This is a genomic window from Paraburkholderia lacunae, from assembly GCF_003353175.1.
Taxonomy (GTDB): domain Bacteria; phylum Pseudomonadota; class Gammaproteobacteria; order Burkholderiales; family Burkholderiaceae; genus Paraburkholderia; species Paraburkholderia lacunae.
On the sequence record NZ_QHKS01000011.1, the window covers coordinates 175,128 to 189,716 of the forward strand.

The window sequence follows — 14,589 nt, forward strand, 5'->3', positions numbered from 1 at the left end:
ATGGCCAACGGTGCGGCGCACGCTGCCGCGCGCCGGCGCCGATCCCGTATAATCAGTCGTTTAAGAAACAATCAGTTGGCGCATCCCACGATGCAGCCGGTAACAGCCAGGACCGTCCCCCGCACGCTATGAAAGCCGCCGAAATCCGCGAGAAATTCCTCAAGTTCTTCGAATCGAAGGGCCATACGATCGTTCGCTCGTCGAGCCTCGTGCCCGGCAATGACCCGACACTGCTCTTCACCAATTCGGGAATGGTGCAGTTCAAAGATGTGTTCCTCGGCGCGGAATCGCGTCCGTACTCGCGCGCCACGACCGCGCAGCGCAGCGTGCGCGCCGGCGGCAAGCACAACGATCTGGAAAACGTCGGCTACACCGCGCGTCACCACACGTTCTTCGAAATGCTGGGCAACTTCTCGTTCGGCGACTACTTCAAGCGCGACGCGATCCACTACGCGTGGGAGCTGCTGACCGGGGTCTACCAGCTGCCGAAAGACAAGCTGTGGGTGACCGTCTATCAGGAAGACGACGAAGCGCACGACATCTGGGCGAAGGAAGTGGGCGTGCCGGTCGAGCGGATCATCCGCATCGGCGACAACAAGGGCGCGCGCTACGCGTCGGACAACTTCTGGCAGATGGCCGACACCGGTCCGTGCGGTCCGTGCTCGGAAATCTTCTACGACCACGGCCCGGACGTGTGGGGCGGCCCGCCGGGATCGCCTGAAGAAGACGGCGACCGCTACATCGAGATCTGGAATCTCGTGTTCATGCAGTTCAACCGCGACGCGCAGGGCAACATGACGCCGCTGCCCAAGCAGTGCGTGGACACCGGCATGGGTCTGGAGCGGATTGCAGCGGTGCTTCAGCATGTGCACAGCAACTATGAGATCGACCTGTTCCAGGCGCTCATCGAGGCGGCCGGCCGCGAAACCGGCGTGGCCGATCTGACCAACAACTCACTGAAGGTGATCGCCGATCACATCCGCGCCTGCTCGTTCCTGATCGTCGACGGCGTGATTCCGGGCAACGAGGGCCGCGGCTACGTGCTGCGCCGGATCGTGCGCCGCGCGATCCGCCACGGCTACAAGCTGGGCAAGAAGGGGTCGTTCTTCCATCGCATGGTCGCGGACCTCGTCGCGCAAATGGGCGGCGCCTATCCGGAACTGAAGGATGCCGAACAACGCGTGACCGACGTGCTGCGTCAGGAAGAGGAGCGCTTCTTCGAGACCATCGAGCACGGCATGTCGATTCTCGAAAGCGCGCTGGCCGATCTCGAGGCCAAGGGCGGCAAGACGCTCGACGGCGAACTCGCATTCAAGCTGCACGACACCTACGGATTCCCGCTCGATCTGACGGCGGACGTGTGCCGCGAGCGCGAAGTGACGGTCGACGAAGCCGCCTTCGACGAAGCCATGGCGCGTCAGCGCGAACAGGCTCGCGCGGCCGGCAAGTTCAAGATGGCGCAGGGCCTCGAATACTCGGGCGCGAAGACCACGTTCCACGGCTACGAAGAAATCGTCTTCGACGATGCCAGGGTGATCGCGCTGTACGTGGACGGCGCCTCGGTGAAAGAAGTGGCCCACGGTCAGCAGGCCGTCGTCGTGCTCGACCACACGCCGTTCTATGCGGAGTCGGGCGGCCAGGTCGGCGACCAGGGCGTGCTGGCCAACGCGAGCGTGCGCTTTGCGGTGACCGACACGCTGAAGGTGCAGGCCGACGTGGTCGGCCATCACGGCACGCTGGAGCAGGGCACGCTTAAGGTCGGCGACGTCGTGAAAGCGGAAATCGACGCGGTGCGCCGCGCGCGCACGGCCCGCAATCACTCGGCTACCCATTTGATGCACAAGGCGCTGCGCGAAGTGCTCGGCTCGCACGTGCAGCAGAAGGGCTCGCTCGTCGATCCGGACAAGACCCGTTTCGACTTCGCGCACAACGCGCCGATGACCGACGAGCAGATCCGTCGCGTCGAACAGATCGTCAACGCCGAAGTGCTGGCGAACGCGCCGGGCATCGTGCGGGTGATGCCGTTCGACGAAGCGGTGAAGGGCGGCGCGATGGCGCTGTTCGGCGAAAAGTACGGCGACGAAGTGCGCGTGCTCGATCTCGGTTTCTCGCGTGAGTTGTGCGGCGGTACGCACGTGCATCGCACGGGCGACATCGGCCTGTTCAAGATCGTGATGGAAGGCGGCGTTGCCGCCGGCATTCGTCGCGTGGAGGCGATTACTGGCGATAACGCGGTACGTTTCGTGCAGGACCTCGATGCGCGGATCAATGCGGCGGCGGCTGTTTTGAAGGCGCAGCCGGCGGAGTTGACGCAGCGGATCGTGCAGGTGCAGGATCAGGTGAAGTCGCTGGAGAAAGAGCTTGGCGCGTTGAAGTCGAAGCTCGCGGCGAGCCAGGGTGACGAGCTTGCGGGCCAGGCGATCGAAGTTGCCGGCGTGCATGTGTTGGCGGCCACGCTCGAGGGCGCGGACGTGAAGACGCTGCGTGAAACGGTCGACAAGCTCAAGGACAAGTTGAAGAGCGCGGCGATCGTGCTGGCTTCGGTCGAGGGCGGCAAGGTGAGTTTGATTGCCGGCGTGACGGCGGATGCCAGCAAGAAGGTCAAGGCCGGCGAGCTGGTCAATTTCGTGGCGCAGCAAGTGGGTGGCAAGGGTGGTGGACGCCCCGATATGGCACAGGCCGGCGGTACAGAGCCGGCCAATTTGCCTGCGGCGCTTGCCGGCGTGCGGAGTTGGGTCGAAGGGCAGCTTTAAGGCTGCAGGTGTTCTGCTGCGCGGGCAGGGGGATGTGGTTGTAGTTCGCTCGCGCAGCAGTGGTTTTTTGCGTTGGCGGCGCTTATTCGTAAAAACTGCTGCACAAGAAAGACAAATCAGGAAAAAGCCGCCACCGCAGGTGCCCCAGCCGCAGCTTCATGTGCCATCAGCGTCTGCTTCAGCGCATTCAAAGCAGAAGAAAAATGCCCCCGTCGCCAGACGAGCAGCGTATCGATCACCCCAATATCGGCAAGCGCATGCACGGCCACATTGCTGGTATCGGCTTGCAGATCCAGCACCGAGCGCGGCGCCACAGCCACCCCGGCCCCAGCGGCGACGCAAGCCACAATCGCATGATAGGAGCCAAGCTCCAGCACTCGAGCGGGCCTCACGCCGTGCTCCAGATACCACTTCTCGATATAAGTCCGATAGGCACAGCCGCGTTCAAACGCGATCAACGTCGATAAGGCAATATCCCGCACTTCGCGAATCGGCCGATGCCCCCGCGGCGTCAGCATCACCAGTTCTTCGCGGAACACCGGCACGGTTTCGAACAGCTCGCCAAGCACGGCAGGGTCCGGCGGCGTCGCCACCAGGGCGGCGTCCACTTCGAATTCACGGACCCGGTCGATCAGCTTGCCCGTGGTGCCGGTTTCGAGTTCGAGCGCGACGTCGGGCCAATTCTGGTGATATTGCGCGAGCAGTCCAGGCAGGCGCGTTGCCGCCACGCTCTCCATCGTGCCCAGCCGTAAGCGTCCGCTCGGACGATCCTCGCGCACGGCATGGCGCGCTTCGTCGGCGAGCGCGAGCAGCCGTTCGGCGTAGGGCAATAGCGTCTCGCCAGCCGGTGTCAACACGAGGCGCCGGCCGTCGCGGATGAACAGATCGGTGCCCAGCTGTTCTTCAAGCTGCTTGATGCGCGTCGTCACGTTCGATTGCACGCGATTGAGCTTGGCCGCGGCGCGCGTCACGCCGTTTTCCCGCACGACTGCGCGGAAAATGGTCAAGGCGGCCAGATCCATGATTCTCTCCATGCGATAGGTTGCATCCGAATTATTCATCTTTAGTGATCGAAAGGTCAAGCTAATATGGATCGATGCGCTGGCGACCGCCGGCGCCGCTTACACCTTCCGCTCATGAACGATCTCGCCTCGAACGCGCAGGAAACATCCGCCGAACGCCACGCTGCCCGCGGCGCGGCGCTTGCCTGTATGGTCACGCTGGCGGTGGCGCTTGGCATCGGACGCTTCGCGTTCACGCCGCTGTTGCCGCTGATGCTCCACGGCAGCGTCTCCGGACAGCCGCAAATCGACATCCAGCACGGCGGCTGGCTCGCATCGTTCAATTACGCGGGCTATTTCATCGGCGCTGTCATGTGCGCCGCGCTGCGGGTCGAGCCGGCGCGGATGGTCCGCGCCGGCCTCGTCGGCACGGTCTTGCTGACACTGGCGATGGGGGGCACGAGTCAGTTCTGGATTTGGGCTGTCGTGCGCTTCGTCGCCGGCGCGGTGAGTGCCTGGACCTTCGTATTCGCATCGCAGTGGGGCCTGCGGCGGCTGGCCGAACTCGGCGCGCACGGGTGGGGCGGGGTGATTTACACGGGCCCCGGTGTCGGGATCGTCGGCACGGGATTGCTGGTCAGCGTCGCGGGCGGCTATGGCGCGACGGCGGGTTGGATCGGCTTCGGGCTCATCGCGGCCGTGCTGTCGATCGTGGTGTGGCCGGTATTCGGCGCAGCGCACAGGTCCACTGCGAGAAGCGCCGGCGCCGGTACGGCCCGATCAACCGCCGGCGCCCATGCAGGCCAGCATGCCCCGAGCCGCACCGCGCACCGCGCCGACGCCTTCTGGCTGGTGCTGCTCTACGGCGTGCCCGGTTTCGGCTACATCATCACTGCGACCTTTCTGCCTGTGATCGCGCGCCACGCACTGCCGGGCTCGGCATGGCCCGATCTGTTCTGGCCGATGTTCGGCGCGGCGCTGATCGTCGGCGCATTGCTGGCGGCGCGGCTGCCGGTGCATTGGGACAACCGCACGCTGCTCGCGGGATGCTACGTGCTGCAAGCCTGCGGCATCGCGCTCGGCATCGTCTGGCCGACAGCGGGCGGCTTCTCGCTCGGCAGCATGCTGATCGGCCTGCCGTTCACCGCGATCACCCTGTTCGCGATGCGCGAGGCGCGCCGTTTGCGCGGCGACGATGCGGCCGGTCTGATGGGCTATGCGACCGCGGCGTACGGCATCGGTCAGATCGTCGGCCCGCTGGTAGCGGCGCCGATCGCCGAACACACGGGATCGTTTTCGCCGGCGTTGTGGCTGGCGGCGGGCGCGTTGCTGCTGGGCGCGGCCGGTCTGATCGGCGTGGCGCGCATGCCGCGCGGCCGCAGCCGCATGCCCGATTGCGGCTGCTCTTGACGGCACACCAAACGGCGGTGTGTCAAAAGGCGCTGTGTCAAAAGGCGGTGTGCCAAGCGGTGGCGTGCCAAGCGGCGGTGTGCCAAACGGCGGTGTGCCAAACGGTGGCACGCCAAGCGGTGGCGTGCCAAGCGGCGGCGGGCCAAACAGCGTCGAGCCAAACGGTGTCGTGCCAAACAGCAGCGTGCCAAACAGCGACACGCGGCACCTATTCAGAACGCCCGCCCGCAGCCGCTCTGCAAAATCTCCTGCGCTAACCCGTTCCCCCAGTACACACACGTCGATTCGCTGGCTCGCGCGTCAGTGAACCCTGCGTGTCCGCGAAAAAACGCATGCGTTGACCCGGTCGCCCTTCAAGTCCGCGCGTCAACCGGGTTCGCGCACTGCGCCCACGGCACATCCCGCTGGCCGCGCTTCGGCGAAACATGCGCGTGTCGAGGCGGCGCCCGTCAAATCGGACCAATCGAAAACAAATAACTCATTGGCGCACTAAAATGACCGCTTTCCCGCCATCTCAGCGCCTGTTGCCGGGTGCGCCGCCAGCCATGCAACATTTCGCGTCCGACAACTACGCCGGCATCTGTCCCGAGGCGCTCGCCGCGCTGATCGCAGCCAACCGCAGCGGCCACGAACCGGCCTATGGCGACGACTCCTGGACCAACCAGGTATGCGACCGTCTGCGCGAACTGTTCCAGACCGACTGCGAAGTATTCTTCGTGTTCAACGGCACGGCCGCCAATTCATAAGACACGTCCCTCTCGCCATGACTCAATATCAATTCTGTCCGCGCTGCGCCACGCCGCTGACCGAGCGCGTCGACGCCGGGCACGAAGGCGGCCGCGTGCGCCAGGCCTGTCCCGATCCGGAATGCGGCTACGTCCACTGGAACAATCCGTTGCCGGTGGTGGCCGCGATCGTCGAGTACGAGGACAAGATTCTGCTCGCGCGCAACGCCGCGTGGCCGGAAGGCACGTTCGCGCTGATCACCGGCTTTCTGGAGAACGGCGAGACGCCGGAAGAGGGCATCGCCCGCGAAGTGCTCGAAGAAACCTCGCTGCATGCCGAGACGGTCGAGTTGATCGGCGTGTACGAATTCATCCGCAAGAACGAGCTGATCATCGCGTATCACGTGAAGGCTCACGGGACGATCTCGCTGTCGCCGGAATTGCTCGAATACCGGCTGGTCGAACCAGCCAGGCTGCGGCCGTGGCGCGCCGGCACCGGTCAGGCGCTCGGCGAATGGATGCGCCGGCGCGGCTTGCCGTTCGAGTTCGTGGAGCGCCCCGGACAATAAGCGGGCGCGACATCAAGGAGGGAGGTCGGCATGGCCTATATCTACTATCTGACCCATATCCATCTTGGCTACGACGCGCTGTCGCAACTGGCGTCGGAATGCGCGCGTGTCGGCATCAAGCGGCCGCTTCTGATTACCGACAAGGGCGTGGCCGCAGCCGGCATCGTGCAGCGCGCGCTCGACGTATTGAAGTTCGGCGACGTGCCGGTATTCGACGACACGCCGTCGAACCCGACGGAAGCGATGGTGCTGGCGGCCGCCGGGCGGTATCGCGACGAAGGCTGCGACGGGCTGATCGCCGTGGGCGGCGGATCGTCGATCGATCTGGCCAAAGGTGTGGCGATCGCGGCCACGCACCCCGGCGCGCTGACCCAGTACGCGACCATCAAAGGCGGCAGCCCGAAGATCACCGCCGCCGCTGCGCCGCTGATCGCCGTGCCCACCACCGCGGGCACCGGCAGCGAAGTCGCGCGCGGCGCGATCATGATTCTGAACGATGGCCGCAAGCTCGGTTTTCACTCGTGGCATCTGCTGCCGAAATCGGCGTTGTGCGACCCGGCGCTCACCCTTGGCCTGCCGCCCGGTTTGACTGCCGCGACCGGCATGGACGCGATCGCGCACTGCATCGAAACCTTCCTCGCGCCGGCCTTCAATCCGCCCGCCGACGGCATCGCGCTGGACGGCCTGGAGCGCGCGTGGGCCAACATCGAACGCGCGACGACGGATGGTAGAGATCGCGCAGCACGCCTGCACATGATGAGCGCATCGATGCAAGGCGCGATGGCGTTTCAGAAAGGCCTCGGCTGCGTGCATTCGCTGTCGCATCCGCTGGGCGGTCTGGAGGTGAACGGGCGCACGTCGCTGCATCACGGCACGCTGAACGCGGTCGTGCTGCCGGCGGTGCTGCGTTTCAACGAAACCGCCGACACCGTGGTCGCCGATAAACGCTATGCCCGGATGCGTCGCGTGATGGGTTTGCCGGAGAACGCGGATCTCGCGCAGGCGCTGTTCGACATGACCGCGCGGCTCGGATTGCCGACCGGCCTGAAGCAGATGGGCGTCGACGAAAGCATGTTCGACAAGGTCATCAAGGGCGCGCTTGCCGATCACTGCCACCGTACGAATCCGCGCGAAGCAAGCGCCGACGACTACCGCCGCATGCTGACCGAGTCGCTTTGAACCGGATAGGCCAAAACAACTGCCGCCATGACGTCCAACCCAGCGCCCAACTCAGCACCCAACCCAGCGAGCAAGCACAGTCACGATGAATAAACCCGCACCGGCCGCGCGCGCGGCGTACCCGCACTTTCTGCCGATCACGACACGCTGGATGGACAACGACGTCTACGGCCACGTGAACAACGTCGTCTACTACAGCTACTTCGATACGGTGGTGAACGAGTATCTGATCCGCGCGGGCATGCTCGACTTCGAGCACGGCGCGACGATCGGCCTGGTGGTCGAGACGCATTGCAACTACTTCGCGCCGCTGGTGTTTCCCGACCGGGTCGACGCGGGCTTGCGAGTGGCGCGGCTCGGCACCTCGAGCGTGCGTTACGAAGTGGGGCTTTTCAGGGAAGGCGACGATCGGCCCGCCGCACAAGGTCATTTCGTGCACGTCTACGTGGATCGCGTGACGCGTCGTCCGGTGACGCTGCCGGCGCCGTTGCGCGCCGCGCTCGAACCGCTGACGGCCGCGGCGCAAGCGGAATAGGCGCGTGCAGTCGCTCGTCATCAATCTGCTGAACGGCGTCAGTTACGGGCTGCTGCTGTTCATGCTGTCGGCGGGCCTGACACTGATTTTCAGCATGCTCGGCGTGCTGAACTTCGCGCACGCGAGCTTCTATATGCTCGGGGCGTACGTCGGGTTTTCGGTGGCGGCGCAGGCGGGATTCTGGGCGGCGCTGGTGGTCGCGCCGCTGCTCGTCGGGGCGATCGGCGCGGCTCTGGAGCGCGGTTTGCTGCGCCGCGTGCGTCCGCACGGTCATCTTGCCGAGTTGCTGCTCACGTTCGGCGCGGCCTATCTGCTCGGCGAAGCGGTCAAGCTCGGCTGGGGCCTGAACGCCCTGAGCGCGACGGTTCCGGCTGCGCTCGATGGTCCGTTGTTCACCGTCTACGGTGCGGCCTTCGCGCGCTATCGGGCGTTCATGATGGCAGTGTCGCTGGCGATGCTCGCGGTGCTGTACGCGGTGCTGCGCGTCTCGAAGGCCGGCTTGATCGTGCGCGCGGCGCTCACGCACGCGAGCGCTGTCGAAGCGCTCGGCCACAACGTGCCGCGCGTATTCACCGGCGTGTTCGCGGCGGGCACGGCGCTCGCCGCTCTCGCCGGGGTGATCGGCGCGCCGCTCTTCGTGATCGAACCGGCGATGGCGGAGTCGGTCGGGTCGATCGTCTTCGTGGTGGTCGTAATCGGTGGGCTTGGCTCGTTGAGCGGGGCGCTGGCGGCCTCGCTGATGGTCGGCTGCGTGCAGACCCTCGCGGTGGCGAGCGACGTCTCGCTGGGCGACGTCATGTCCGCGTTCGGGGAAACGCTACCGCCCGAATGGGACGCGCTGACGCTCGCGCAACTCGCGCCGCTGATTCCCTATCTGCTGCTCGTCGCGATGCTGGCGCTGCGCCCGCGCGGACTCTTCGGCCGGCGTGACGACCGTGCGTGAACGACACGAACCACCTGAACTGCGTGATCCGGCTGAAGCGCCCGAGGCCCGGCCGCGTTCGAGGCGGCGTCGGTTCGCGCCGTGGCTCGCGCTCATCGCGTTCCTCGCGGTGCCGCCATGCATATGGCCGCAAAGCTGGCTGCTCGCCTATCTCGCGCAGACCGCGACGATGATCGTCTTCGCGCTGTCGTACAACTTGCTGCTCGGCGAAACGGGACTGCTGTCGTTCGGGCATGCCGCCTATGCCGGATTGGGCGCGTTGATTGCCGCGCAGGTGTTCAACCGCGGTGGCGTGCCGCTGGCGCTGTTGCCGTTGATAGGGGGCATCGGCGGCGCGCTGTGCGCAGCGCTGCTCGGTTTCGTGTCGACGCGGCGCGCCGGCACTGCGTTCGCGATGATTACGCTCGGCATCGGCGAACTCGTCGCGGCGGCCGCGTGGACCTTGTCCAACTGGTTCGGCGGCGTGGCCGGCGTGCCGATCGATCGCGCGAGCGGACCGCTGCTCGGGAGCTGGAGCTTCGGCCCGGCAGCGCAGGCCTATGCGCTGATCGCGCTGTGGTGCGTGCTGGCGACCGCTGCAATGTTTGCGCTGTCGCGCACGCCTTTCATGCGCCTCGCCAACGCCGTGCGCGACAACCCGGTGCGCGCCGCGGCGATCGGTTGGTATCCGCGCCGCATCCGCTTTGGCGTGGTGGTAGTGTCGGCGTTTTTTGCCGGCATGGCGGGGACCTTGGGGTTGATCAATGTCGAACTGGTGTCGACGGAAAGCGTCGGCATGATGCGCTCGGGCGCGGTGCTGATCGCGACGGTGATCGGCGGCACGGCGGCGTTTTTCGGGCCGGTGGCGGGCGCTGTCGTCCTGACCTTTTTCAGCGTCGCGGTGGCGAGCGTGACGCGGGCGTGGCTGTTCTATCTGGGGCTGTTCTTTATCGTGGTCGTGATGGCCGCGCCCGATGGTCTCGCGGGCTTCGTGCAGCGGCACACGGCCCGCGTCGCGGAATACGGCTGGCGCGTGTGCGGCAAGGCTTATCTATTGGGTACCGCAGCCGCGCTGCTGTGGACGCTGGCCGTCGTACTCGCGGTGCAGTGGGCCTACGCCGCTCAATTCGGCGCGGACGACGGCGCGTCGCTCAACGTGATCGGTATGCCGCTACTCACGCTACTCACGGCCTCATCGCATCTGTGGCTGGGCGCAGCGGTTTGCATACTGACCGCGTTCGGTGCGCTGGCGGCGCATTACGCGGCTCGCGCGCGAGCACGCCTTGCCGTTATCGCGCGCCGCACGTCGGCCAGCGGAGGCGCGCGATGATCCCGGCGCTCGCGCTCTACGGCATCGAAAAACGCTTCGGCGCGACGCAGATTCTGCGTGGCGTCGATCTCTTCATCGAGCCCGGCGAGCGTCACGCGTTGATCGGCCCGAACGGCGCCGGCAAGTCGACGCTCTTCAACCTGATCGCCGGCGGAGCGCGGCCGAACGCCGGGCGCATCGATCTGTTCGGCGCGGAGATCACGCGGCTCGCGCCGGCCGCGATCACGCGCCGCGGCCTCGCGCGCAGCTTCCAGACCAGCAGTGTGTTCGCGCGGCTGAGCGTGTTCGACAATTTGCGCTGTGCCGCGCAGCTTGCCGAGCGCGATCGCACGCGCTGGTGGCAGCGCTTCACCGGTTCGCGCACGGTTGACACGCGCGCCGAACAGGTGCTCGAGGCGGTGGGGCTGAGCGGGCGCCGGCACCTGCAGGCCGGCACGCTCAGCTATGCGGAGCAGCGCGCGCTCGACTTGGGCCTCGCGCTCGCGGGCGGCGCGCACACCTTGCTGCTCGACGAACCGACCGCCGGCATGAACCGCGCCGAAGCGGCGCGCGCGATCGAACTGATTCGCGAGACGACCGCCGGCCGCACGCTGCTGATGGTCGAGCACGACATGGACGCCGTGTTCGGTCTCGCCGATCGCATCTCCGTGCTGGTGCAGGGCCGCGTGATCGCGACCGGCACGCCGGCGGCGATTCGCGCGGATGCGGCGGTGCGCGCGGCTTACCTCGGCGACGGTGTCGGCGCATGACGGCCTTGCTCGACATCGTGGGGCTGAATGCCTGGTACGGCGCGAGCCAGGCGCTGCATGGCGTGACGCTGCAGCTCGAGGCGGGCGAAGTGCTCGCGCTGGTCGGGCGCAACGGCTCCGGCCGTTCGACGCTGGCGCGCGCCATCATGGGCCTCGTGCGCAGCGAGGGCGAGTTGCGCTTTGCCGGCCGTTCGCTCGGCGGGCTGCGCACGTTCGAAATCGCCCGCCTGGGGCTCGGCTATGTCCCCGAGCATCGCGATGTGTTTGCGACGCTGAGCGTCCACGAGAATCTGCAACTCGGTGTCGCGCCGCGTGAGCGGGGCCGCACGCCGCGTTTCACCTTCGACGACGCGTACGAGCTATTCCCCGTCCTGCGTGAACGACGACGCACGCGGGCCGGCGCGTTGTCGGGCGGCGAGCAGCAGATGCTGACCCTGGCGCGCGCGCTGCTCGGGGACCCCGATCTGCTGGTGATCGACGAACCCGGCGAGGGCCTCGCGAGCCTGGTGATGGAGCAGGTCGCGCAGTGTCTGCGGATGTTGCGCGATCGTGGCGTGGCGATGCTGCTGATCGAACAGCGCCTTGTGATCGCGCAAGACATCGCAAGCCGGGTCGCGGTGATGGGGCATGGCGAGATCGTCTTCGACGGCGCGCTCGCGTCGTTCCTCGCGCGTCCCGATGTGATGCAGGAATGGCTCGGCGTGGGTTGACCGCTGAACGGGATGCCGTGGTTTTATTGCGGCGCGGCATTCAAAAATGGCGATCGTTTTGCGCTCCTACTGGGGGTTCGACGCGCGGTGCGTCTTATTCGACGCTTCAGGCACGCCAACCATCCGTTTGAATCCCATTTGCGGACATGCTGCTCGCGCCCGATGCACGCGGCTTCGCGATGAAACACTCGGGCGATTCAAACGCTCGATCGTTTGGTGAGCGTCCTCCAGAAATCTTGTCGGCAGCGCGCCTGCAAATAAAGACAATCAGGTCGAAGGCGCACAGCGGCGGTTCGGTGTTTGAAGCCGGCGTATGCGCGACGAACCATGCTGCATCCGGTGCGCGTAGACGCGCCGCGGCTTCAGGAGGAGACGTCATGAAACAGAGCCAGTTGCGCACTCGAACACCGCTCACCGATGCGTGGCGTGCACGGGCGAGCGCCGGCGCCGCGCTGGTCACGGCCGCGCTGCTGATGTCCGCGTGCGCCGACGCCAGCTCGACCACGGGCGACGCGGCCTCCCCGCCGTCTGCGCAAACCGGTGCCGCTGCCAACGCGGATCGACCCGCTTCCCCCTCACGTCCTGCGCTCGAACTCGCGAAGGCCAAACAGCTGAGCGCAGAACAGAGCGTCGCCGCGCGCGTGCCATCGGCGAGCGGCATGAGCGTCAGGCGCACTCGTGCGTTGACGCTGCGCGATTCCGGCATCGACGGCTCGCTGATGTTCGCGCGCGACGTCGATTTTCGCGTGACCGGCGACATCGGTTTCATGATTCACGACATGGCGGCCACGTTGAGCCCGACGCACGCCGGCCAGCCGATCGTGTTCGACGATCCGACCAGCGTGACGATCAACGTTCATCGTGGCAGGGTCACACTCGACAGTGCCAAACTCACCGCGATCTTCAACCGCTATCTGTTCCAGTACCAGGGCTCGCCGCTGCGCAATATGCGCGTGGTGCCGCAAGACCGCGGCAGCCTGCGTATTACCGGCGAGATGCATCGCGAGACGTGGGTGCCGATCGTGCTGAGCGGGTCGCTGTCGATGCGTAGCGCCGACGAACTCGTGTTCCATGCCGATCACGTGGAAGTAGCCGGCGTCGGCGCCGACAGGATCATGCAGGCCGCGCACGTGAAGATGGCCGACCTGTTGAAAGTGGACACGCCGATAGCGCGCCTCGACGGCGACGACGTCGTGATGCAGGTTGCCAGGCTGACGCCGCCGCCCGCGTTGCGGATGACGATCACGCAGATCGACACCAGTGCGGCCGGCGTGCGCTTCACGCTCGACGACCGCACGGTGCCGAAGATCGACTGGCCGGCGACGATGCCGGCGCGCGGCATGCTGGTGCAGGGCGGCGACGTCAAGTTCATGCGGTCGATGCCGATGAACATCGACATGGCGCTGACGCCGATCGACGCGAACGCGCCGTTCGTGCTCGATCTGTACCACTACCGGGACCAGATGTCGGCAGGCTACTTCACGTTTAACGAAGCCGGCGCACTGGACGTGCATTTGCCGTCGTATACGACGCTAGCCAGCGCGGCGAAATCGGCGCCTGTGCAGAACGGCAGCGCGAGCGCGCGCTTTAACGACAGCTTCATTCGCGAGCAGCAGGCATCGCTCGCGCAGGCGCGTGAAGTGTGGCAGCGCGTATCGCCTGCTTTGCGGAGCGCGTCGGCGGCGCGCGCGATTCCGGTCGGCACGCGCGCGGTGCTTTCCGGACTGAGCGCGACCACACCGGGATCGGCGAGCGGTGACGAGCGGCACTCGGTCGGACCCGCGCCGTTGATTCATGTCGAGAATGTGGACTTCTACGTATCGGGACGAATCGGTTTTCACGTGCGTTCGCTCGACGCGCAGATGGTGCCGAAGCAGGCGGGTCAGCCGGTCGACCTCGACGATCCCGATCAATACGATATCCGGATCATCGGCGGCGAGGTGGTCGAGCCGTGGCCCGCGATGGCGGCGCTGTTCAACGATTACCTGCTGGACTACGCACCGCGTTCGCTGAACGATCTGCGGCTGAAGCCCGTGGATGGCGCGTTGCAGGTGACGGGCGGGATCAAGTTGTGGAATCACTTCCCGGGCGTGTGGCTGCCGACCACGATGAGCGGCACGATCGTTGCCAGGGACGAGCGGCATCTCGTGTATGCACCGACTTCTGTAAAGGTGCTCGGGGTGCCGCAAGCCGGGCTGCTGCGTGCGTTGGAGATTCCGTTGGATTCGTTGACGCCCTTTACGCGCAAGGGTGTTGCGCTGAAGGGCAACGAACTCGTGTTCGACCAATATACGGTGTTTCCGCCGCCCGTTTTGCAGGGACGTTTGGCTGGCGCGACCGTCGCCGGCGACGGGCTCGCGTTGAAGTTCAAGCGCGAGGTTGGCGTTGCTGTCGCCAAGCCGCCTGCCGGCGCGGGGAAGAGCTTTGTCTGGATCGAGTCCGGCGATGTGAAGATGTTTGATTCGCTGGTCACGAATGCCAGGACTTTGATTCGGGATCAGGCCAATCCTGGGGTGATGAAGTTCGATCTCTATGGCTATCGGAGGGATGTTTCAGAAGGGAAGGTCAGGATGGCCGCCGATGGGACACTGGATGTGGATTTGAGTGCCGGAAAATAGTGGCTTTTTGCCTGCGCGGCGGCAATTTGCGGTTGGGCCCATGCCTGGGGCGCGACCACAAATTGCCGCCGTCAAGAGACAAAAGCGC

11 protein-coding genes and 1 pseudogene are annotated in these 14,589 nt (G+C 65.9%); 11 read left to right on the top strand and 1 reads right to left on the bottom strand.

Annotated features, from left to right (window positions below; translation table 11 throughout):
- Positions 1-128: 128 nt before the first annotated feature.
- Positions 129-2,753 (top strand): alanine--tRNA ligase, encoded by a 2,625-nt coding sequence (gene alaS, locus DLM46_RS18645; protein WP_115102373.1) that lies wholly within the window; start codon positions 129-131, stop codon positions 2,751-2,753.
- Positions 2,754-2,869: 116 nt separating this feature from the next.
- Here the strand turns inward: alaS and DLM46_RS18650 are convergent, their stop codons facing one another.
- On the bottom strand, positions 2,870-3,775 hold the full coding sequence (locus DLM46_RS18650) for a LysR family transcriptional regulator (RefSeq protein WP_115102585.1): 906 nt from the start codon (positions 3,773-3,775) through the stop codon (positions 2,870-2,872).
- A gap of 114 nt (positions 3,776-3,889) precedes the next feature.
- Here DLM46_RS18650 and DLM46_RS18655 point away from each other — a divergent pair, with 114 nt between their 5' ends.
- The 10 genes and pseudogenes from DLM46_RS18655 (at position 3,890) to DLM46_RS18705 (ending at position 14,501) form a co-directional block, all read left to right on the top strand.
- Complete coding sequence (locus tag DLM46_RS18655; RefSeq protein WP_115102376.1) at positions 3,890-5,164, top strand: YbfB/YjiJ family MFS transporter; 1,275 nt, start codon at positions 3,890-3,892, stop codon at positions 5,162-5,164.
- Positions 5,165-5,709: 545 nt separating this feature from the next.
- Positions 5,710-5,907, top strand: a pseudogene (locus DLM46_RS18665) (beta-eliminating lyase-related protein); the annotation flags it as partial.
- Positions 5,908-5,927: 20 nt separating this feature from the next.
- The gene (locus DLM46_RS18670; RefSeq protein ID WP_115102378.1) at positions 5,928-6,458 is read left to right on the top strand and encodes an NUDIX domain-containing protein; all 531 of its coding nucleotides are present in this window, start codon (positions 5,928-5,930) and stop codon (positions 6,456-6,458) included.
- A gap of 30 nt (positions 6,459-6,488) precedes the next feature.
- Positions 6,489-7,637: an iron-containing alcohol dehydrogenase gene (locus DLM46_RS18675; protein ID WP_115102381.1), complete on the top strand. Its 1,149-nt coding sequence runs from the start codon at positions 6,489-6,491 to the stop codon at positions 7,635-7,637.
- A gap of 85 nt (positions 7,638-7,722) precedes the next feature.
- A complete protein-coding gene (locus DLM46_RS18680; protein WP_115102383.1) occupies positions 7,723-8,172 on the top strand; it encodes an acyl-CoA thioesterase in 450 nt (149 codons plus the stop codon).
- Between the two features lie 4 nt (positions 8,173-8,176).
- On the top strand, positions 8,177-9,115 hold the full coding sequence (locus DLM46_RS18685) for a branched-chain amino acid ABC transporter permease (RefSeq protein ID WP_115102385.1): 939 nt from the start codon (positions 8,177-8,179) through the stop codon (positions 9,113-9,115).
- On the top strand, positions 9,108-10,424 hold the full coding sequence (locus tag DLM46_RS18690) for a branched-chain amino acid ABC transporter permease (RefSeq protein ID WP_425273999.1): 1,317 nt from the start codon (positions 9,108-9,110) through the stop codon (positions 10,422-10,424). The genes DLM46_RS18685 and DLM46_RS18690 overlap by 8 nt, the downstream gene beginning before the upstream one ends.
- Entirely contained in the window at positions 10,421-11,173 is a 753-nt protein-coding gene (locus DLM46_RS18695) for an ABC transporter ATP-binding protein (protein ID WP_115102388.1), read from the top strand. Before DLM46_RS18690 ends, DLM46_RS18695 begins: the two co-directional genes overlap by 4 nt.
- Positions 11,170-11,883 (top strand): ABC transporter ATP-binding protein, encoded by a 714-nt coding sequence (locus tag DLM46_RS18700; protein WP_115102390.1) that lies wholly within the window; start codon positions 11,170-11,172, stop codon positions 11,881-11,883. Before DLM46_RS18695 ends, DLM46_RS18700 begins: the two co-directional genes overlap by 4 nt.
- Before the next feature lie 377 nt (positions 11,884-12,260).
- A complete protein-coding gene (locus DLM46_RS18705; protein WP_425274000.1) occupies positions 12,261-14,501 on the top strand; it encodes a hypothetical protein in 2,241 nt (746 codons plus the stop codon).
- Positions 14,502-14,589: the final 88 nt, after the last annotated feature.